General features: G+C 44.4%; 19 protein-coding genes. 11 read left to right on the top strand and 8 right to left on the bottom strand.

Annotation, left to right across the window (positions count from 1 at the left end):
* Positions 1-13 precede the first annotated feature (13 nt).
* Both MD536_RS05935 and MD536_RS05930 read left to right on the top strand, forming a co-directional pair.
* Complete coding sequence (locus MD536_RS05935) at positions 14-877, top strand: SPFH domain-containing protein (protein WP_239596708.1); 864 nt, start codon at positions 14-16, stop codon at positions 875-877.
* A 19-nt stretch (positions 878-896) separates the two neighbouring features.
* On the top strand, positions 897-1154 hold the full coding sequence (locus tag MD536_RS05930; RefSeq protein WP_239596706.1) for a type II toxin-antitoxin system antitoxin: 258 nt from the start codon (positions 897-899) through the stop codon (positions 1152-1154).
* 901 nt (positions 1155-2055) lie between these two features.
* On the opposite strand, the gene MD536_RS05925 is transcribed toward MD536_RS05930, so the two are convergent.
* A complete protein-coding gene (locus MD536_RS05925; RefSeq protein WP_239596705.1) occupies positions 2056-4425 on the bottom strand; it encodes a M1 family metallopeptidase in 2370 nt (789 codons plus the stop codon).
* A complete protein-coding gene (locus tag MD536_RS05920; protein ID WP_239596703.1) occupies positions 4422-5042 on the bottom strand; it encodes a HupE/UreJ family protein in 621 nt (206 codons plus the stop codon). The genes MD536_RS05925 and MD536_RS05920 overlap by 4 nt, the downstream gene beginning before the upstream one ends.
* A gap of 58 nt (positions 5043-5100) precedes the next feature.
* Between MD536_RS05920 and MD536_RS05915 the strand changes: the two genes are divergently transcribed.
* Positions 5101-5589: a DUF6702 family protein gene (locus tag MD536_RS05915; protein WP_239596701.1), complete on the top strand. Its 489-nt coding sequence runs from the start codon at positions 5101-5103 to the stop codon at positions 5587-5589.
* On the opposite strand, the gene MD536_RS05910 is transcribed toward MD536_RS05915, so the two are convergent.
* Both MD536_RS05910 and MD536_RS05905 read right to left on the bottom strand, forming a co-directional pair.
* Positions 5586-6887: a hemolysin family protein gene (locus MD536_RS05910; RefSeq protein ID WP_239596699.1), complete on the bottom strand. Its 1302-nt coding sequence runs from the start codon at positions 6885-6887 to the stop codon at positions 5586-5588. The genes MD536_RS05915 and MD536_RS05910 overlap by 4 nt on opposite strands.
* Positions 6888-6898: 11 nt before the next feature.
* Positions 6899-7486: a phosphatase PAP2 family protein gene (locus MD536_RS05905; protein WP_239596697.1), complete on the bottom strand. Its 588-nt coding sequence runs from the start codon at positions 7484-7486 to the stop codon at positions 6899-6901.
* A gap of 79 nt (positions 7487-7565) precedes the next feature.
* Here MD536_RS05905 and MD536_RS05900 point away from each other — a divergent pair, with 79 nt between their 5' ends.
* Entirely contained in the window at positions 7566-9566 is a 2001-nt protein-coding gene (locus MD536_RS05900; protein ID WP_239596695.1) for an LTA synthase family protein, read from the top strand.
* Here MD536_RS05900 and MD536_RS05895 read toward each other — a convergent pair.
* A complete protein-coding gene (locus MD536_RS05895) occupies positions 9559-10314 on the bottom strand; it encodes a class I SAM-dependent methyltransferase (RefSeq protein ID WP_239596693.1) in 756 nt (251 codons plus the stop codon). The two genes, MD536_RS05900 and MD536_RS05895, sit on opposite strands and share 8 nt — an antisense overlap.
* 116 nt (positions 10315-10430) lie before the next feature.
* Here MD536_RS05895 and glmM point away from each other — a divergent pair, with 116 nt between their 5' ends.
* Positions 10431-11813: a phosphoglucosamine mutase gene (gene glmM / locus MD536_RS05890; protein WP_239596691.1), complete on the top strand. Its 1383-nt coding sequence runs from the start codon at positions 10431-10433 to the stop codon at positions 11811-11813.
* Between the two features lie 83 nt (positions 11814-11896).
* On the top strand, positions 11897-13024 hold the full coding sequence (locus MD536_RS05885; protein ID WP_239596689.1) for a cysteine desulfurase family protein: 1128 nt from the start codon (positions 11897-11899) through the stop codon (positions 13022-13024).
* On the opposite strand, the gene MD536_RS05880 is transcribed toward MD536_RS05885, so the two are convergent.
* Together MD536_RS05880 and mutS are read right to left on the bottom strand one after the other, a co-directional pair.
* A complete protein-coding gene (locus tag MD536_RS05880) occupies positions 12996-14039 on the bottom strand; it encodes a glycerophosphodiester phosphodiesterase (RefSeq protein WP_239596688.1) in 1044 nt (347 codons plus the stop codon). The two genes, MD536_RS05885 and MD536_RS05880, sit on opposite strands and share 29 nt — an antisense overlap.
* Positions 14040-14056: 17 nt before the next feature.
* Complete coding sequence (gene mutS, locus MD536_RS05875) at positions 14057-16684, bottom strand: DNA mismatch repair protein MutS (RefSeq protein ID WP_239596686.1); 2628 nt, start codon at positions 16682-16684, stop codon at positions 14057-14059.
* A 91-nt stretch (positions 16685-16775) separates the two neighbouring features.
* On the opposite strand from mutS, the gene MD536_RS05870 reads away from it, so the two are divergent.
* Genes MD536_RS05870 through MD536_RS05850 form a run of 5 tightly spaced genes read left to right on the top strand, consistent with a single transcriptional unit; the run spans position 16776 to position 20186 of the window.
* A complete protein-coding gene (locus tag MD536_RS05870; RefSeq protein ID WP_239596684.1) occupies positions 16776-17303 on the top strand; it encodes an RNA methyltransferase in 528 nt (175 codons plus the stop codon).
* Between the two features lie 5 nt (positions 17304-17308).
* Positions 17309-18196: a UbiA-like polyprenyltransferase gene (locus MD536_RS05865; protein WP_239596682.1), complete on the top strand. Its 888-nt coding sequence runs from the start codon at positions 17309-17311 to the stop codon at positions 18194-18196.
* Positions 18197-18207: 11 nt separating this feature from the next.
* Positions 18208-18621, top strand: a complete 414-nt coding sequence (gene ruvX, locus MD536_RS05860) for a Holliday junction resolvase RuvX (RefSeq protein ID WP_239596680.1) — start codon at positions 18208-18210, stop codon at positions 18619-18621.
* A 26-nt stretch (positions 18622-18647) separates the two neighbouring features.
* Positions 18648-19226, top strand: coding sequence for a peptide deformylase (gene def, locus MD536_RS05855; protein ID WP_234863942.1), 579 nt, complete (start codon positions 18648-18650; stop codon positions 19224-19226).
* Positions 19227-19238: 12 nt separating this feature from the next.
* Positions 19239-20186 (top strand): hypothetical protein, encoded by a 948-nt coding sequence (locus MD536_RS05850; RefSeq protein WP_239596679.1) that lies wholly within the window; start codon positions 19239-19241, stop codon positions 20184-20186.
* Here MD536_RS05850 and MD536_RS05845 read toward each other — a convergent pair.
* Entirely contained in the window at positions 20166-21242 is a 1077-nt protein-coding gene (locus MD536_RS05845) for an RluA family pseudouridine synthase (RefSeq protein WP_239596677.1), read from the bottom strand. The two genes, MD536_RS05850 and MD536_RS05845, sit on opposite strands and share 21 nt — an antisense overlap.
* Positions 21243-21292 lie beyond the last annotated feature (50 nt).

Here is a 21292-nt window from a genome sequence, read left to right as displayed (position 1 = left end):
ATATCATAACAATATGGAAAAGATCATTAAACCGATGTCAGGTTATTTAACCTTAATTCTTACGCTGGTATTATTAGCAGTAAGTATTGCCCTGTTCGCGAATAGCCATGGGAATGGCTGGATGATTACAGGTGGAGTGATTTTATCGCTATCGGGGATTTTCCTCTCGGCGGGACTGATTGTGATTTCTCCCAATCATTCCAGGGTGTTGACGTTTTTTGGTAAATATGTAGGTACTGCTAAGGAGAATGGCTTGTTGTTTGTAAATCCCCTCTACACCAAACAGAAGATTTCTTTAAGGGCCGAGAACCTGGAGAGTTCTCGTCTGAAAGTGAATGACAGTATGGGTAACCCTATTGAAATTGCGGCTGTAATTGTTTGGCGGGTTGCTGATACCTATAAAGCTGCTTTTGAGGTGGAGGATTACGAGCAGTATGTAAAAGTGCAAAGTGAGGCGGCGATTCGTCACCTGGCCACCAGTTTCCCTTATGATCAGTTTGAAGATGAAAATGCATCTATTACCCTGAGAGGTGGTGGTGAAAAAGTGAACGAGTTGTTGGAGAAAGAATTATCAGATCGATTGGCACCTGCAGGAATTCAGATTATTGAGGCGCGTATCAGCCACCTTGCTTATGCGCAGGAGATAGCCGGTGCCATGTTGCAGCGTCAGCAGGCCACCGCAATTGTGGCGGCTCGTACCAAAATTGTGGAAGGAGCTGTGGGAATGGTGGAACTCGCACTGGAGCAGTTGTCCAAAAAGGAGATCGTACACCTGGATGAAGAGAAAAAGGCTGCTATGGTCAGCAATCTGATGGTAGTATTGTGCGCAGAAAAGGCCGCAACGCCCATCTTAAATACCGGAACACTGTATCAATAATTCAATGAAATAAACCATTGTGGCAGATAAAAAGAATTTCATACTACGCCTGGATGCCGATGTGTATAAACTCCTGGAGAAATGGGCCGCAGATGAATTCCGCAGTGTGAACGGGCAGCTGGAATGGATAATTCACCAGCAGCTCCGGGCCGCGGGAAGGATGGCGGGGAAAATGGAGGAAAGGAGGAAGGGAGGAAGGGAAGATGGGGGAAAGGAGGAAGGGAAGAAAGGAGGAAAGGAGGAGGGGAAAAAGGAGGAGGGGAAGAAAGGACAATAGAGGAAAGAAAGGCCCAATTCAGATGTCTGGAAGTATCCTTTAGTCGGTGCATAGCAGTTCACTGACGGTTCACTAGTGCTTCCGGAATGGTGAAACAGTAGTGCACATGTGGTTGAATTTGACTGACTGGTTGTAGAAAAATGGTCGAATGATTGGAAAATAAAGGGTGAATGTAGAAAAGAGTATAGGAGTAACGCTTCTGGGACGGTTTTGGGTTATAGGTGGGTCAATTGAATAACGTAGGAAGACGTAGGATGGCGTAGGATGACGTAGGATGAAACAAAAAAATTGATCTTGACAGAAAGCTGACCAAGCGCTTGTTTTGCCTTTTAATGCACGCTGGTACTGCAATTGCGGGTTTTCGTTTCTGTTTCAGGAGCCACACCGAATTGGTTCATGAAAAGCTCGAATTGGCTCAAATTACCCTTAAACCAGCCCCAAAATCACCATAATTGGCTCACAACCTAACATAATTGGCTCATAAATACCCACAATTGGCTCATATATCAGGCTGATTGGCTCAGCCGCCACCAAAAGAAACATGGTTGCCAAGGCTTAAAACTGTTTGTTCAAATTATGGTAAACAATATTTGCCATGTATGGAAAGTAGGGTAAACTTTGATTGACAAATTCCATCTCCTTTTTTGGCAATTCTGGATTTGATTTTATCGTCTCAATGCCACTGTCTGAAAGTGTTATAAAAACCATTTTTCTATTCATGTCTGTTTGTTTATTCGGGTGGAGAATTATATTCTAAAATTAACGAATAGACTCAGCCTATTACCAAAAAAAGTGGGTACCAAACTTCTGGTACCCACTTTTCTATTTTTGGGTGATCACGTCTTCCATTCTCCATCTTCCATTCTTCCATCTTCCATGCTTCTGACGTCTCACATTTCACTTAAAATCCCTTCTTCTCTTTCTTCTCCATCGCTTTCTGCATTGGCGTAATACCAGTGCTTTGTCCGCGTGCAGCCTGCTTGAACTTGTACAACTGGAACTTGCTTGGAGCTGCGATCGTACCCCAGCTGTTGTTGCCTTCGTTGATGTCAGCAGTTTCCTTCATCGGATCCAGCTGGATGGATTTTACTTTCTTGTCCTTCACATAAACCTTGGTTACTTTGTTCTCATTCTTCCTCCAGATCTGGGCAGGAATGCGATCCACTTCCTTGGTACCATCTTCATAGGTAAACTCAACGATGATGGGCATTACCAGTCCGCCTTTGTTGGCAAATGCAACCTCATAAATGTGTTTACTTCCATACTTTTCCTGCAGCGCAGCATCAGCTTTCTCTACATTTACATTGCTCGGTACTTCGTAAGAAGTAGTATCATAAGGCTCCAGTCCGCGTGCATATCTCCAGTAGAAATCACGCAAGGTGGTATCGCGATCGGTTTCAAATACGATGCTCTTGTCTTCCCGGTTGCGAATCTTGGAGATATCCTCAAATTCATTCACCTGGGGTTTGGCCAGTTTAATCTTACGGGTGCCGCTTGCCTGTGCTGGCAGATCAGCAAACTCAGGTGTTAGGTATTTAACCGTATCAATTGCAATATCAGTTGCATCCGTGCTGTAGAACCAGCCTCTCCAGAACCAATCGAGGTCTTCACCACTTGCATCTTCCATGGTACGGAACAGGTCCGCAGGTGTCGGATGCTTAAACGCCCAGCGACGTGAATACTCTTTAAAAGCAAAATCAAACAACTCTCTGCCCATGATGGTTTCACGCAGAATATTCAATCCGGTTGCTGGCTTGGAATACGCATTCGGACCAAACTGGATGATGTTTTCACTGTTGGTCATAATTGGCTCCAACTGATCTTTGGGCAGCTTCATGTAATCCACAATGCCTACAGCCGGACCACGACGACTCGGAAACTTATTATCCCACAATTCTTCTGTCAGGTATTCTACAAAAGTATTCAGGCCTTCATCCATCCAGCTCCACTGACGCTCATCACTGTTTACAATCATCGGGAAGAAGTTATGTCCTACTTCATGAATGATTACACCCAGCATACCATATTTGGTACCCTCGCTATAGGTTCCATCAGGAGCCGTACGTCCATAGTTGAAACAGATCATCGGGTATTCCATACCGTTGGAAGCTTCTACACTTTGAGCAACCGGATAAGGGTAGGGGATAGAGAATTTGCTGTAGGATTTAATAGTATGTGCAACCGCTTTAGTAGAATAAGGGCGATACAATCCATATGCCTCTTTTCCGTAAAAGCTCATACACATTACTTTTTTGCCTTCAACCATGGCAGGCATGGCGTCCCATACAAACTTGCGACTGGAGGTCCAGGCGAAATCACGAACGTTATCTGCCTTATAAATCCATGTTTTTTTGGCCTTGCTTTTTGCCTTCTCCGCTTTTTTAGCTTCCTCCAGTGTCACGATTTCAACTACATCTTTAGCCGTTTGCGCTTTCTGGTAGCGAGCCATTTGAGTAGGGGTCAATACCTGAGCATAGTTCAGACATTCGCCGGTTGAGCCCACAACATGGTCAGCGGGAACAGTCATTTGTACTTTGAAATTGCCAAATGTGAGGGCAAATTCACCGCGACCCGTAAACTGGTGGTTCTGCCAGCCCTGGAAATCACTGTATACACACAAGCGGGGATACCACTGAGTGATGGTGAAAAGATGGTTACCATCCTCGGGGAAAAATTCATAACCACCTCTGCCGCCTTCTTTCATGCGATCGGTGATCTTGTAATTCCAGTCAATTTTCATTATGATCTTTTGGCCAGGCTTCAGGGGCGTAGCCAGATCAACACGCATCATGGTTTTATTAACAGTATACTTCATTGGTTTACCCAATGCATCGGTCAGTTTCAGGATATTGACACCATTGTCATTTTTTTCAGGTACCATACGGTCCAGTTGCATGTCAACAGCCTGTTTGCCCATGCTGCTCGCATCCTGGTAGTTGGCATTGTTTTCAGAGCTGTGCTCGTTCTCGTCCAGCTGAAACCAGAGATAGGACAATACATCCGGAGAGTTGTTGTAATAGGTAATAGTTTCACTACCCGTTAACCGGAGTTTTTCTTCATCCAGTTCACATTTAATGTCATAATCTGCACGCTGTTGCCAGTACTTTGGACCAGGTGCACCACTGGCGGTACGGTACTCATTCGGTGTTGGCAGGATGGTGCCCAACTGCTCGAATTTGTTCCCGTGATTGGAGCCGGGGTTGTTTTGAAGGTTCTGAGCCATTGCCGAACCTGACAATAAACCCAGGCATGCAAGTAGGAGATTTCTCATTGCTTTGTTGTTATTATTGCTGTTTGTGTTTTATTTAATAATTCCGGGAATCTTTCCCACGCAATTTTAAGTGCGAATAGTAGAATCAATAAAGACCAAACCCGGATCCACCATAGTTGAGGAATGTTCAACTTCTCTACAAAAATAAAGGATAGCGCCAAGACAACCGCTACCACTAATAATTGCGCAACTTCAATACCAAGGTTGAAAGCCAGTAAATGACTGGTCAGGTTCTCACCGCCTTCAAGGTCGAGCAGGAGGTTGGCATATGCCAATCCATGTATCATACCGAAAAACAACGCGAAAAAATAAATGATTGGTAATTTCTCAGGCTTTCCTCCCGGTTTGAAAAACAGGTTGATGCCTGCAGTACCGGCAATGGTGAGCGCAATCAGAAATTCAATCCATGGTACAGATACCGTTACATATCCCAAAACGCTTAATATCAGTGTAAGACTATGACCAATGGTAAAAGCTGTTACCAGGATGGCAACTTTTTTCCAGTCCTCCAGTTTGTACCGCAAACAAAGTGCAGAAACAAATAATATGTGATCCAACGCATCCCAGGTTAGGATATGTTCTACACCGAGCCCGAAGTAAAGGTTAAAATCCTGCATAAATTCGTAAGCTACCAAAATAAAACAGAGTTTTGTGCTGGAAAAATAAAAATGTTCAATGGCTGCAATTTTGTTTAAATGGATGTTGGTTTCCTGGATGAGCTGGATGCATCCATTTTTTGTGGGAGTAACCGAAGTGCAACACAATAAAGCCGACCAGACGCTGGAGATCAGTATCAAGTTATTTATTGATGATTTTGAAAGGGGGCTTTCTGCACAATACAAAACAACCGTAGACCTGACCAATCCAAAAGATCCCAAACAGACAGATGCCTGGATTTTTCAATATATTCAGAATAATGTTCATTTAAAAGTAAACGGCAAACCAGTTACATTTGAATATGTCGGATACGAAAAAGAAAGAGAAGCCGCCTGGTGTTATGTCCAGGTTTCCAATATTGCAGAAGTAAAACAGCTGGCTATTGAAAACACACTGTTGTACAATGTACTCGATCAGCAGATACATATTATGCACCTGAATGCAAACGGCCAGCGTAAAAGTGGAAAGGTCATGAATCCGGAAAGGCAGTTCAGTGCCAGTTTTTAATCTTCATCATCCATTCCTTCCCGGATATCCTGGGAAATAGTAACAAGGATTTTATCAATACGCAGGGAGTCCATATCGATAATTTCAAACCGGAATCCTTTCCATTCAAGCGTATCGCCGGTATGAGGAATCCGTTCCAGTTTGTGTAAAATAAATCCGGCAAGGGTATTGAATTCCTGTTCTCCTTCATGCATCCAGTCGGTCATTTCAAAGCGGGAAAGGAAATCATAGAAAGGAATCTGCGCATCTACCAGGTAGGAGCCATCATCACGTTTGATGATTTCATAATCTTCGATATCCGGCTGAGGCAAATCACCCACAATGGCTTCGAGGATATCATTCAGCGTAATCATTCCTAATACCGATCCATATTCATCCACGATAAAACAGGAGTGGAGCTGGGTTTCCTTGAATTTCTCCAGCACCCGGTAGGCGGTATTGTTTTCCGGAACAAACATGGCGGGTTTCATAATATGTTTGAACAGGGTGAGATCGCTGGTGATATAGAGGTCTTTAATGGAAACTACTCCTTTGATATCATCTATATCCCCATCACAAATGGGATAAATGCTGTGCGGTTCTTTTACAATTTTTTCCTTGATGCTTTGCTCATTGTCATTCAGATCAAACCAGATGATATCACTGCGGTGTGTCATCAGGGAGGTAATGTTCCGGTCGCCCAAATGAAACACCCGTTCAATGATTTCCTGCTCTGCTTCTTCAATGGTTCCCTGTTCCGTGCCCTCACTGATAATCGCTTTGATCTCTTCTTCCGTTACCTGTGAGTCATTCGGTTTTACACCCAGCAAACGCGTTAATAAATAGGTCGATTTGCTTAAGAGCCAGATAAAAGGGTGCGTTGCCAAACTGATGATGCGCATCGGGCCTGCTGCCAGCTTCGCGATTTTTTCCGGATTGGATAAACCGATTCGTTTGGGTAATAATTCACCCAGCACCATACTGAAATAGGTGAGCACAATCACGACTACTGCAGTTGCAAGTCCATTACTGTAAGCACTTAAGAAAGGGATGTCTTTGAAAAAGGCAGCCACATCAGATGTAACCGTATCTCCTGAGAAAATACCGGTTAAGATCCCAATGAGGGTGATACCAATCTGTACGGTTGATAAAAACGTGTCGGGGTGGTTGGCCAGTGCCAATGCTTCTTTTGCTCGTACATCACCTCTCTGTGCCTGTGCCTCCAACCTTGCTTTTCTTGCTGAAACCAGTGCTATTTCGGCCATTGAAAAAAGGCCATTCAACAGTATTAAACCAAATATTATAAAGATCTCTATCATGATTGCTTAGTTCAGCTTCCAGCCAGTTTGGGCAGGCCAATATTTTTATTGAAGATACTACTCATCAGCATACCCAGCAGGAATCCAAACAAACCACCTGCCAGTACATCCAGTGGGTAGTGCACTGCTACATAAACCTGTGCGAATGCTACCAAACCGGCAAATACAAAAAGGCAGTTGATCCATCTGCCCAGGTAGGGCCGCAGGGTGGTAGCAACAAAAGTGGCAAATCCAAAATGATTAGTCGCGTGAGAAGAGGTAAAACTGCTGCTGCGGGGACAGTATCGTACAAAAAAACGCAACTGATCCATTAATTCAGGATCTCTGCAAGGGCGTAAACGAATAATGTTATTTTTAATCAGGTTGCTGCTGAATTGATCTGTGAGCGCGATGGTACAGATAGCAAATAGAACCCACCACCAACCCTTTCTTCCAAAATTCTGGATCGCCAGGACAAGGAAAAACAGGTACAAGGGTATCCAGAAATAAGTTTCCCGAATATGCTGGAACAGGAAATCCAGCACCGGATACTGCCAGTGGGTATTGATCTCAAGAAGCAGGTGCTGATCCCATTCCACCAGCCGTTTAAAAAATTCCATATCTATTACAACTTACACAAAAATAAGTAGTTAGCAAGAATTAAACCGGTATGTGTAAATAATTGCGAAATTCGCGCACATGTTTCGATTGTCCCCATTGATTCGATGGATTTTATTGGTACTTATTTTTTTGTTGGTCACCATGAGTGTGGCAAGATTGTTTACTTATATGATCTTTGCCATACCCGGACAAGAAGCTGGTTCCAATTGGCCGGTTTTCTGGCTGGGAGTACGGTATGACCTTAGATTGGTATCTGTAATTGGACTGGTACTGTTAGTACTGGGGAGCTTTAAGCCACTGAATCCCTTTCAAAACAAGGCTGCTAAAAAAGGCTGGACCTGGATATTGGGCCTCGTGTTTTTGGTACTGATCATTTTCTATATCATTGATTTTCTTCATTTCCGCTACCTGAACCAACGCATCAATGCCAGTGCCTTAAGTTTCCTGCAGGATGCCGGTATTTCAGCCACCATGGTGTGGCAGACCTATCCGGTTATTCAATTGCTGCTGGCTATAATCGTGCTTACCTGGTTGATGGTTTTAAGCCTTCGACGCATGTTCAAATGGACAGAAAAGCCAGCTCAACCAATAGTATCTCCTTTCAAATGGATGTATCCGCTGCTATTGGGGATACTATTTGCAATTGGAATTTTTGGCCGGGTAGGGCAGTACCCCCTTCGCTGGAGTGATGCCTTTAACCTGGGCTCTGATTTCAAAGCCAATATCGCATTGAACCCCATTCAGTCGTTTTTCAGTTCATTTAGTTTCAGAACTACCTCCTACGACCTGGCGAAAGTCCGGGCTTCCTATAACCAGATGGCGGATTGGCTGGGAGTTACTGAAAAGGATAGCACGGCGCTTAGGTATACCCGTCAGGTTCAGCCCGATACGCTTGCAAACTGGGCAGGCACTCAAACACCCAATATTATACTGGTGATTTGTGAAAGTTTCAGCGGGTATAAAAGTTCCATGTGGGGCAATCCCCTGAATACGACTCCCTATTTTGCGGAACTCTGTAAAAATGGATTGTTTTTCGATAACTGTTTCACCCCAACCATTGCCACTGCGCGGGGCGTTTGGGCCACTTTAACTGGCATCCCGGATGTGGAACTGGTGAAAACTTCCAGTCGCAATCCTATGATGGTGGATCAGCACATGATCGTAAATGATTTTAAAGACCACAGTAAATATTATTTCATCGGGGGCAGTACCAGTTGGGCGAATATCAGAGGCATTCTCAATAACAATATTGCGGGCTTAAAAATTTTTGAAGAGCAGGATTATGATGCACCCAAGATTGATGTTTGGGGTATCAGCGATAAACATCTTTTTTTACAGGCCGATAAAATATTGCGTAACGAACAACATCCTTTTTTTGCAGTCATACAAACAGCCGATAACCATCGCCCCTACACGATACCGGAAGAAGACCGCGAAGCGCTGGGCGTTGTGAATTTCCCCCTGGATAGTTTACGTAAATATGGATTCGAATCCAACGAGGAACTGAATGCATTCCGATATACGGATTATTGTTTCAAAACATTCATGGAGCAGGCAAAAACGGCTCCATATTTTGAAAATACACTCTTTGTATTTGTAGGTGATCACGGCATCGCCGGAAATGCAGGGCCATTGTTCCCTGAGTCCTGGACAAAAAATTCACTTTCTTCCAATCATGTGCCCCTCCTGTTTTATGCACCCGGAAAAATTCCGGTAAAGCGGGTGCATGATCTAGCTTCCCAGGTGGATGTGCTCCCAACCATTGCCGGCATTGCAAATATTCCCTACCGGAATTCAACAATGGGCAGAGACCTGGCCAATATGCATTTCTCTGGAAAGGGTGCTGAAAGCAGGGCCTTTATTCTGGATATCAACAATAAAAACCGGGGTATTTTATACGATCAGTTTTATTATTCTAAATCATTGCAGGGTGATATTCAAAGTATTGTTTGGGCAGATTTTAATAAAGAACAAAACAAAGAGGAGCCGCCGGTTGACTGGTATGAATGGTGGTCGCAGGCTTATTTTGAAACGGCCCGCTATCTTTTGTTACACAACAAAAAAACAACGGCTAAATAGGTGGCAGGAATTTTTTCGCCAGCACAATCATACGGGGCGATTTTTTTACATCATAATGTCCGAAGAAATAATCTCCATACACTTCCTGCACCTGGAGATTGTGAAATGCGAGCATATCTGTCATATCCCCCAGTGAATACTTAGCCACCTGTTCAGTAAATATCAATGGTTCGCTAAGTTGTTCATCCATGATCTCGATTTTCTTATGAAAATGCGTTTCATCAAACCATTTAGTGATATAGAATTTGATACCCCTGTATTCTTCCTCTTGTGTGTACTGCAGGTTATCTTCCGTGTAGTGGGTATTTAAATAATCAATTACCAGGGTGCCACCTGGTTTCAGGGCATTGGCCATGGTTCGGATGGCATTGTAATTTTCTCTTTCCGTTCGGAAATAACCAAAACTGGTAAAGAAATTAAAAGCATAATCAAAATAGTTCACCCAAAAAGGTAAACGCATATCATGTAAATAAAAATGAAGGGTATCTGAACTGTATTGCTGGGCTGCTTCAATACTGCAGGGAGATAAATCAATTCCAGTAACATCAAATCCTTTACTGGCCAGGTGTTGCGCATGACGTCCCCGGCCACAGGCAATATCCAGCAGTTTAGAGCCCGCTGGCACGGGATTCAAATGGTTGATCAGCCGATCCACAAATGCATCCGCTTCTGCTTCATCCCGCTGGTGATACAGTACCGGATAGTAAGGGGAGTCGAACCATTTTTCGAACCATTCTACCGCTGCCATTAGAATATTTTTACCAAATGTAATCGGAGCTGGCCAATTTTTGATAAATCTTCAGGAATTAGGCTGCTCACCACAAGGCAGAAACGCTTATTTTTGAACTCATAAACCTTTGAATTGTGGCATTGATAAAAAGTATTTCTGGCATTAGAGGAACGATCGGCGGTAATCCTACTGAAAACTTAACACCTCTTGATATTGTTCGTTTTGCTGCCGCCTATGGCAGTGTTTTATTAGAGAATCAAAAAACTGCGAGGGTTGTAATAGGAAGAGACGGACGGATTTCCGGTGAAATGGTAAGCCAATTGGTAACACAAACCCTGGTGGGACTTGGTATCAATGTAGTTGACCTGGGACTGAGTACTACTCCAACTGTAGAAATGGCAGTGGTTTGGGAAAAGGCGGATGGAGGTATCATTCTGACTGCCAGTCACAATCCAAAAGAATGGAATGCACTGAAGCTACTAAACAGTGCTGGAGAATTCATATCCGCTGAACTCGGTGCACGTGTGCTGGAACTTGCGGCCAGTGAGAAATTTCAGTTCGCATCGGTTGATAAACTGGGTTCAGTTACTACCAATAACAGCTACTTCGAAAAACATATCCAGGCAGTACTGGACTACCCATTGGTGAATCGCGAGGCCATTGCCCAAAAGCAGTTTAAGGTTGTAGTGGACGCCATCAATTCCACCGGCGCACTGGCAGTTCCGCAACTGTTAAATGCATTGGGAGTGGAAGAAGTAATTGTGCTGAATGGAGAAGTAAACGGACGGTTTGCTCACAACCCCGAGCCTTTGCCCGAAAATTTATCTGCCTTAAGTGCAGAAGTAAAAAAACAGGGTGCTGCTTTGGGTATTGCAGTGGATCCGGATGTGGACAGGCTCTGTTTTGTTTGTGAAGATGGCAGCATGTTTGGGGAGGAATTCACACTGGTGGCGGTTGCTGATTATGTGCTTTCGCATCGGAAGGGAAATACGGTTTCCAATATGTCATCCACCAAAGCGCTTAAGGAGATCACTCTGCAACATGGTGGAGAATATTTTCCTTCAGCAGTAGGTGAAGTGAATGTGGTGAAGAAAATGAAAGAAATGAATGCGGTGATTGGTGGAGAAGGAAATGGTGGAATCATCGTGCCTGATTTTCATTATGGCCGCGACGCGCTCATCGGAATCGGACTTTTCCTGAGCGCGCTTGCACAACACAAAAACGGCATCAAATCTTTCCGAAACAGATATCCGGATTATTTCATCTCCAAGAATAAAATTGAATTGGAGAAAGGAATCAATGTGAAAGAAATTTTTGAGCAGATTCAGAAGAAATACAAAAAACAGCCGATCAATACGGAGGATGGTTTGAAGATTGAATTTGAATCCGACTGGGTACACCTGAGGACCTCCAATACTGAACCCATTATCCGGATTTATGCGGAGAGTAATTTTGAGACTACTGCCAACAATATCGCTTTGCGCCTGATGCAGGATATCAAAGAATTCATCCAATAAATCCGAACAGGGATTAATCAGAATAATTTTGGAAATTTGCGGCTCGCTGATATCAGCGGGCTTTTTTTATTTAAATCATACTTGTGCAACGCATATACCTGGATAACGCAGCTACCACGGCCCTCGATCCACTTGTTCTGGAAGCGATGATGCCTTACCTGACAGAGAAATTTGGTAATCCATCTTCTATTTATTCCTATGGGAGAGAAAGCCGGCTGGCTATTGAAAATGCCCGTAAAACCGTGGCTAAATTACTGGGTGCACATCCTGCTGAGATTTTTTTCACTTCCGGGGGTACAGAAAGCAGTAATACGGCTATACAGGCAGCCATTCTGGACCTTGGCTGCACCCATATCATCAGTTCACCTATTGAACACCATGCAACCCTGCATACGGTGGAATACTTCCAGCAGCGACATGGAATTGCTGTTAGCTGGATCCGGGTTTTACCAGACGGGCATGTAGATCTGGGACAACTCAGGGAACTGCTTGCTGCGCATGATGGGAAATCATTGGTTACCCTGATGCATGCGAACAATGAAATTGGTAACCTGACAGATATTCATAAAGTAGGAGAGATCTGTAAAGAGTTCAATGCCATTTTTCATTCCGATACCGTTCAAACCGTGGGGCATTATCCTTTTGATTTGCGCAATACACCGGTTCATTTTATTACAGGAGCCGGACATAAATTTCATGGCCCAAAAGGAGTAGGTATCCTGTACATCAATGAAAATGTACAGATCAAACCCTTTATTCATGGCGGATCGCAGGAGCGCAACATGCGCGCAGGTACAGAAAACCTCTATGGAATTGTTGGTTTTGCCAAAGCCCTGGAACTGGCAATGACCAATTATGAAAAAGACAGTGCTTATATCGGGGAATTGAAAGCTTATATGGCGCAGCAATTGCTGAAAGAAATTCCCGAAACCACCATCAATGGCGATTGCTTTGGCAAGAGTTTATATACTGTACTGAATGTGGCATTCCCCAAAACAGAGAAATCCGAAATGCTGCTCTTTAACCTCGATATCAATGGTATCTGTGCTTCCGGTGGAAGTGCCTGTACCAGTGGTGCTGATTTGGGATCACATGTAATACGTGCTTTCAACAACGACCCCAACAAAGTGGCGGTTCGCTTCTCTTTCTGCAAACACAATACTACAGCGGAAATCGACCAGGTTATTGCGAAACTGAAGGGGATGTTTTAAGGATGCTGAACAGTAATTCCGGTTCATTGGTAGTGATCATGGGAAAACCTTTTTCCAGGAAATACCGGAGCAGTTTTTCATCGTTTACTGTCCATACATTCAGTACCATGCCCTGTTTTTTGGCAGCTGTTATCCAGTTTTCATTTTTCTGAAATACTGAATAGTGGTAATCCAATCCGGGCATGCCATCTTTTTTCAATTCATCCGGTGATTTATTGCCATTCAAAAACTGTAGATGCGCTGTTGGATCCAGTTGCTGCACAGTGAGGAGAATGTTATAATCGAAACTGATATAAGAGACCCATGCCTGTGCCCCCAGTTCATGTACCAGCTCTACTGTCTTACGGGCACGAATAACCGCACGTTCAGCGCCCTTGTCTGTAGGTTTGATTTCCACAATCAGTTTGGTGCCATATTGTTTCATGCCTTCTTCCAGGTAGGAGCGGAGTGTTGGAAGCATTTCTCCATTGTCCAGTCTTTCCCGGGATAACTCTGCATAGGTATAGTCTTCAATAGCTTTTCCTTTAAAATGCGCATCATGATTCACTACGAGGCTATCATCCTTTGTCATATGTACATCAAACTCAGAACCTGCACATCCCAATTTAACTGCCTGCTGCAGGGCTTTGATGGAGTTTTCAGTAGTCGGTAGTGTTTTCCAGGCACCCCGGTGGGCAATGACCGGATTGCGATGAAACTGATCATGTAAAATCCGGAAGGCTTTCTTTTCGGGCTTTCCATCCAGCAGATAGGTCAGATCTACTGTGAGCTCCTTCTTTTCCCGAATGGCTTGTTCTCCTTTTTTGGTAAGTTGTAACTGCTCTTTTTTCCAGGTGAAATAGTCGCGGTTGGATACCACTTCCACTTTTTCAATAGTACCATTAATCAACCTGCCGATTTCAGCCTTGCCACTGAAGATATAATTGGAAAGTGTTACCATTTTTGCCGGTGTGGGGTTAGCCTTTACTGCTACTGTCAGTAACAGCGCTGCGATACCAAGGAGAACTGTTTTCATTCCGGCAAGTTAACCAATCAGCGGATCATGTTTTTGATTTCCTGCAATTTTAATAAGGCTTCAACAGGAGTAAGCCGATTGATATCCAGTCCTTCCAGCAGGGTTCGGATGCTTTCAAAGGTCTGGCTGTGTACATCAAAAATGGAAAGCTGCATTTTGGGGCCTCCAATTTCTTTTACCTTTTCATCCAGTGAGCCAACTCTGGGTGTTTTTTCATCTGTTGACTGAATATGCTGTGTTTCCAGTTGTGATAAAATTTCATTGGCCCGGCGGATTAGGGAAGAAGGCATGCCTGCCATCCTCGCCACATGGATACCAAAACTATGTGTACTGCCGCCCGGAGCCAGTTTGCGCAGGAAAATGATTTTATTACCAACCTCTTTGTTGGTGATATGATAATTCCGTACCCGCTCCAGGTTGTTTTCGAGTTCATTCAGTTCATGATAGTGCGTCGCAAATAAGGTCAGCGGCTGTTGCGGAATCTGGTGTAAATGTTCTACCATACTCCAGGCTATAGATATTCCATCGTAGGTAGATGTACCTCTGCCAATTTCATCCAGCAGGATCAGGCTGCGCTGTGTAACATTGTTTAGGATACTGGCGGTTTCATTCATCTCTACCATGAAAGTGGATTCCCCGCCACTCAGGTTATCGGATGCTCCAACGCGCGTGAATATTTTATCGGTTAGTGGAAGGTTGGCCCTGGTGGCAGGTACAAAACTTCCCATATGCGCCATCAGGGTAATTAATGCCACCTGCCTGAGTAGGGCACTTTTACCCGACATATTGGGACCAGTCAATATGATAATCTGCTGGTCTGTTTTGTTTAACGTAATCGTATTGGATACATATTGATCACCGGGGTTCAGGTAGCGTTCGATTACCGGATGGCGACCTTCTTCAATATACAAATCAACCTGCTCACTGAGTTCCGGTTTCTTATAACCAAATTGAATCGCATTGTTCGCAAAACAGATCAGGCAGTCCAGTATGGCCAGAATATTTCCATTCGTCTGAATCGGTGCCAGAAAATCCTGCAACTCATTCAAAAGGGATTCAAAGATCGAAAATTCCAATGCCAGGATTTTATCCTCGGCCCCGGTTATTTTTTCTTCGTATTCTTTTAACTCCGGCGTAATATAACGCTCTGCATTGGCCAGGGTCTGTTTCCGGGTCCAGCTTTCCGGCACTTTGTTTTTGTGTGTGTTGGTTACTTCCAGGTAATACCCGAATACATTGTTGAAACCAATCTTCAGTGATGGAATTCCAGTTTTAGCAGCTTCTTCCTGTTGCAGTTTAACCAGGTACTCCTTCCCGGTGCTGGCAATGGATCGCAATTCATCGAGCTCCGCATGCACGCCATCAGCAATATAATTTCCCTTGGCTGTGGTAGGGGCAGGGTTCTCCATGAGCTCCCGCACTATTTTATCAGCAATATAGGTACATGGATTCAATGCGTTCGTGAGTCTTCTCAAATACTCATTGCTTGCATCCGAACATGTTGCCTGGATTTCTTTCACCTGTTGCAATCCTTTTGCAAGGTGAATGAGCTCCCTGGGACCAATCTTTTTTAAGGGAATCTTACTCACCAATCGTTCTACATCTCCACATAGTTTAATACGATGGCTGGTCTGATTGCGCTCCTCCACCTGGGCGATAAAAAATTCTACAAGTCCAAGGCGCTCCTGGATCCTGGAGAGATCTTTCAAGGGGAATACCATCCATCTTTTCAATAACCTCGCCCCCATTGGAGATACTGTATGATCCAGCACTTTCAATAACGAATGTGCTTCACTGTTAGGAGCCCCCAGTAATTCCAGGTTGCGGATGGTGAACCGGTCCATCCATAAAAAATCATCCCGGTCGATTCGCTGCATGGAGGAAATATGCTGCAGGTTGGGATGTTCCGTATCCCGCAGGTAATGAAGGATCGAACCTGCAGCTACCAGTCCCAATGGCAGTTCTTCAACACCAAATCCTTTTAAGGAATGGGTCTGGAAATGTTTGAGCAGGGTTTCCTGCGCATAGGTTTCCTGGAAGATCCACTCATCCAGGGTATAGGTATAAAAGCGACTGCCAAAATTTTCCTTGAATGTTTTCAGTTTGTTGCGCTGAAACAATACTTCCGCGGGCTGAAAGCTCTGCAACAGTTTGTCGGCATATTCTTTGTCTCCCTGTGCCAGGAAAAACTCTCCCGTAGAAATATCCAGGAAGGCAATGCCAAACTGATCCTGGTCTGCAAAGAACAAGGCGCCCAGGAAGTTATTGCTATGATGTTCCAGTAGTTTTTCATTGGTCGTGGTTCCCGGGGTAACCATCTCCGTTACTCCTCTCTTCACAATGCCCTTCGCTTGTTTGGGATCTTCGAGCTGATCACAAATAGCAACCCGGTAACCGGCTTTCACCAGCTTGTGCAGGTAGGTGTCCAGTGCATGATGGGGAAAACCTGCCAGTTCCAATGAAGAAGCTGCCCCGTTGTTGCGTTTGGTCAAGGTGATGCCCAACACCTGGGAAGCGATGATGGCATCCTGTCCGAATGTTTCATAAAAATCCCCCACCCGGAACAATAAAACCGCATCGGGAAAACGCTGTTTGATTGCTTTATGCTGCTGCATCAACGGGGTATCTGCACTCGATTTCGACATAGGCAGCAAATATAGGGTCTTCCCTCAGATGCCCCTCCGGGTGAAATCACGGTGGGGAAAAGTTGGGAATCAATCTTTGTATATTTGCAGCATGCGTAAACTTCGCCTGGAGGAACTGGGAAGAAAATCAGTAGATGAGTTCAAACAATCCGAGAAAATTCCCGTTGTGGTGGTGTTGGATAATATTAGAAGTATGCATAATGTGGGGAGTGTATTCCGAACCGCAGATGCTTTCCTGATCGAAGCTATTTATCTCTGTGGTTATACCCCACAGCCACCCCACCGGGATATTCATAAAACAGCGTTGGGTGCAACCGAAACCGTTCATTGGCGTTATTATGCTACGACCAGAGAAGCAGTGGAAGAATTGAGGAACCAGGACTATGAGGTTTTCGCGGTGGAGCAGGTAACAGACAGCATACCACTGAACCAGCTTTACCAGGAACCCAATGAGAAAATTGCCCTGATTTTTGGCAATGAAGTAAATGGCGTTGATGCAGCAGTATTACCGATGTGCAAGGGATCCATCGAAATTCCCCAGTTTGGGATGAAACATTCTCTGAATGTTTCCATTGCAGCAGGAATTGTATTGTGGGAGCTGGTACGAAAAAAAATATAAGATCGATGTCAACCGTAAAGAATTACCTGAGCCTGATCAAATTTAGTCATACCATCTTCGCCATGCCGTTTGCGATGATTGGTTTTTTTCTGGCTGCTACCGGCTCCACCGGGTATTTTGGTTTATTAACCCAGGATTACCGACTGGTTATTCTGAAATTTTTGCTGGTGATCGCCTGTATGGTTTTTGCCAGGAGTGCAGCGATGGCTTTCAACCGCTACCTCGACAGACAATTTGATGCCAAAAACCCAAGGACCGCTATCCGGGAGATTCCTGCTGGCATCATCAGTGCCGATCGTGCCCTCTGGTTTACAATTGTGAATGCAGTACTCTTTATAGCAGCTACTTATTTTATCAATCCACTTTGTTTTTATTTGTCCCCGGTTGCCTTGCTGGTAGTGCTGGGGTACAGTTATACCAAACGTTTTACAGCACTTTGTCACCTGGTATTGGGACTTGGATTGTCCCTCGCGCCCATTGGGGCTTACCTGGCTGTTACAGGTTACTTCGACTGGCTGCCTGTGCTGTTTTCTTTCGCCGTGATTTTCTGGGTAAGTGGCTTTGATATTATTTATGCTTTGCAGGATGAAGAATTTGATCGCTCCAACCAGTTGCACTCTATACCGGCAGCATTGGGAAAAAAGAAAGCGCTCAGGGTTTCAGAACTGCTTCACTTACTAAGTACTACCAGTGTGGTACTGGCTGGTTTGGAAGGACATTTTGGTGCCTGGTACTGGATAGGGGTGTTGGTATTTACCGGGATGCTCATCTATCAGCATTCCATCGTGAAGCCAAATGATCTCAGCAGGGTAAACCTTGCCTTCATGACGGCCAATGGTATTGCGAGTGTAGTATTTGCCCTTTTTGTGATTGCGGATTTACTGGTCCGTTAAAATAGATAACCATGCCCAGAATAATGGCCATTGATTATGGCGGAAAAAGAACCGGAATCGCAGTCACGGATCCTTTGCAGATCATTGCAACCGGACTTACTACCATTGAATCCAAAGAATTGATTCCCTTCCTGAAGAAATACCTGGCGGCAGAGCAGGTGGAGCGTATCATCATAGGAGATCCCCGCAATTGGGATGATTCCGAAACACATGCAACGCCCCTTGTTGCAGCTGCCATAAAGGAAATCCAGAAAAACTTCCCGCAATTGCCAATTGAAAAGGTAGATGAACGCTATACTTCCGTAATGGCAAAGCAAACCATTCTGCAATCGGGATTAAAAAAGAAAGCCCGCCAGAATAAAGCCCTGGTAGATGAAATTGCAGCTACCATCTTATTGCAGGAATGGTTGGGCCGGATTTCGTAACTTTGCCCGCTAATCGTTTAAAATTCATGATATTACCTATTGTAGCATATGGCCATCCGGTTCTACGGGCAGTGGGCACAGAGATTGATAAAGAGTATCCGGGACTGGAGCAACTGATTGCGGATATGTGGGAGACCATGTACAATAGCAATGGGGTAGGTCTTGCTGCGCCTCAAATCAATCGTCCCATTCGTTTATTTGTGGTGGACAGTCTTCAAATCATTCATAACCTGGATGAAGATGAAAAGAAAGAATACCCCGGAGATGAAGGTATCCGCGAAGTTTTCATCAATGCACAAATTAAGGACCTGGATGGAGAGGAATGGGCCTACAATGAAGGCTGTTTGAGCATACCCAAGGTTCGGGAAGATGTCATGCGTAAAGAAACGGTTACCCTCACCTACCTGAATGATGCATTTGAACCCCAGGAAAAAACCTTCACTGGAATTACAGCAAGGGTCATTCTTCATGAATATGATCATATTGAGGGAAAACTTTTCATTGATCATATCAAGCCTCTGAAAAGGACCTTGCTGAAACGGAAACTGGATGATATTTCCAAAGGAAAAATCCGGGTTGATTACAGAATGTTATTTCCTAAATAAGATCGCATCCACTTGAAATTATCCTTATCCTCCCTGCTGTATTTTGGGTTGCTTTTGTTTGGTTCTTCTTTTACGGCAAGAGCCCAGGATTCCCTGCTTACAATAGATGATAAAATCGTTACCCTCAAAGAAGTAGTGGTACTATCCAACCTGGATGTGCCCGGTTTTGTGCGTAGAATCCAGCTCGATACCAGTTTTTACCGCGCGTTTAAAAACCTGCGGGAGATCAATTATACGGCATTAAATGATGTCCGTATGATGGATAAAAAAGGAAAGGTGAGTGGTTCCCTGCAAAGTCGTACTATACAAAGTTTCGAGAATGGGTGTAGAGAAATGCAGGTTCTGGAGGAAAAACTGGCAGGAGATATCAAGGATAAAAATGGCGACTGGAACTACACCACGATGGAAATGTATGCCAGTTTGTTTTTTACCAATGGAAAAATCTGTGGTGAAAACAATTCCGTATCGCAGGCAGAGCTTAGTCTGAAAAATAAACGGGGACTGGAAAAGCACAAGGAGCAATTAAAGATGCTCTTTTTTAACCCGGGAAGAAAAATACCGGGTATTCCTTTTATTGGAGATAAGATCAATATTTATGAACCACCGATGTCGGAGCTCTATGAATTTGTGCTCGATATGGAAAACTACAAAGGCGAAAATGCATACGTGTTTCGTATAGCGGCCTTACCTGACTTACCAGCCGGCAAACGTTCAGATATTGTGCTGAACCGGGTGGACACCTGGTTTCATCCTTCCGATATGCGCATACTCGCCCGCCGCTATGATCTTAGCTACCGGGCAGGAGTATACGATTTTGATGTACGCATGGAAGTGGAAATGACAAGAGTGGGAGAGCAGTTGGTACCCTCCCTGCTTCGGTATACCGGCGATTGGAAAGTTGCTTTCAAAAAAAGAGAACGGGGGATTTTTACTGCTATCTTATTTGGTTTCGGAAATTAGATCCCCTTTGGATTTTACATAGCGTCTCCATTTTTCTATCAATTCCTGCATATCTGCTGGCAGTTCCGATTCAAACTTCATGGCTTCACCACTGCGCGGATGCTGAAAACCAATACTCTTGGCGTGTAAAGCATGCCGGGGACAAACTGCAAAGCAATTATCAATAAACTGTTTGTATTTGGTGTAAACTGTTCCTTTTACGATTCGGTCGCCGCCATAAAAATCATCATTGAACAGGGGATGTCCGATATGCTGCATATGTACCCGGATCTGATGTGTTCTTCCTGTCTCAAGCCGGCATTCTACCAGGGATACATAACCGAAACGTTCCAGTACAGTATAATGGGTGATGGCATCCTTCCCATATTCCCCCTCCGGGTAAGCGTCAAAGAGTTTCCTGAACCGCTTATGGCGGCCGATATGTGCTATTACTGTACCCTCATCTTCAGTGGGGTCACCCCATACCAGGGCAATATACCGGCGGTATACGGTATGGTTGAAAAACTGTTTGGCCAATGAGGTGACAGCTGTATCTGTTTTGGCCAGCACCATTAATCCACTGGTGTTTTTATCAATTCGGTGGATGAGTCCGAAGCGCGGCAGGTTTTCTTCCGTAATGCCCGGGTTCTGCTGTTTCAGGTACCAGGCCACTCCATTGATCAGCGTTCCATCGGGGTTACCTGATCCGGGATGCACAACAAGTCCGGCAGGTTTGTTGATGATCATAATATCCGGATCCTCATAAACAATATTCAGGGGCATGGCCTGCGGTTCAATATGTTCCCCTCTTTTTTCGCGGTGTGAATACACCACGATTTCGTCTCCTGGTTTGATTTTGTAATTGGACTGGGTAGGTTTTCCATTCACCAATACCCTGCCTGCATCAATTGCTTTCTGAACTTTATTGCGGGTAGCATATTCGATACGTGCTACCAGGAATTTATCGATCCGTAAAGGTTCCTGTCCTCCATCTATTTTCAGGAAATGCTGTTCATATAACTCGTCGGAACTTTCCGACTGGTCTTCCAGTTCATCTTCTGCCGGATCCATCGCCATGTGCTCAAATTTTCGCAAAAATACAATTCCCGCTGCAGTCCGTTGTACAT

Source organism: Flavihumibacter cheonanensis, assembly GCF_022352215.1.
Classification (GTDB): Bacteria; Bacteroidota; Bacteroidia; order Chitinophagales; family Chitinophagaceae; genus Flavihumibacter; species Flavihumibacter cheonanensis.
Note: the sequence above shows the minus strand (reverse complement) of the source record. Positions and strands in the feature narration are given on the sequence as shown.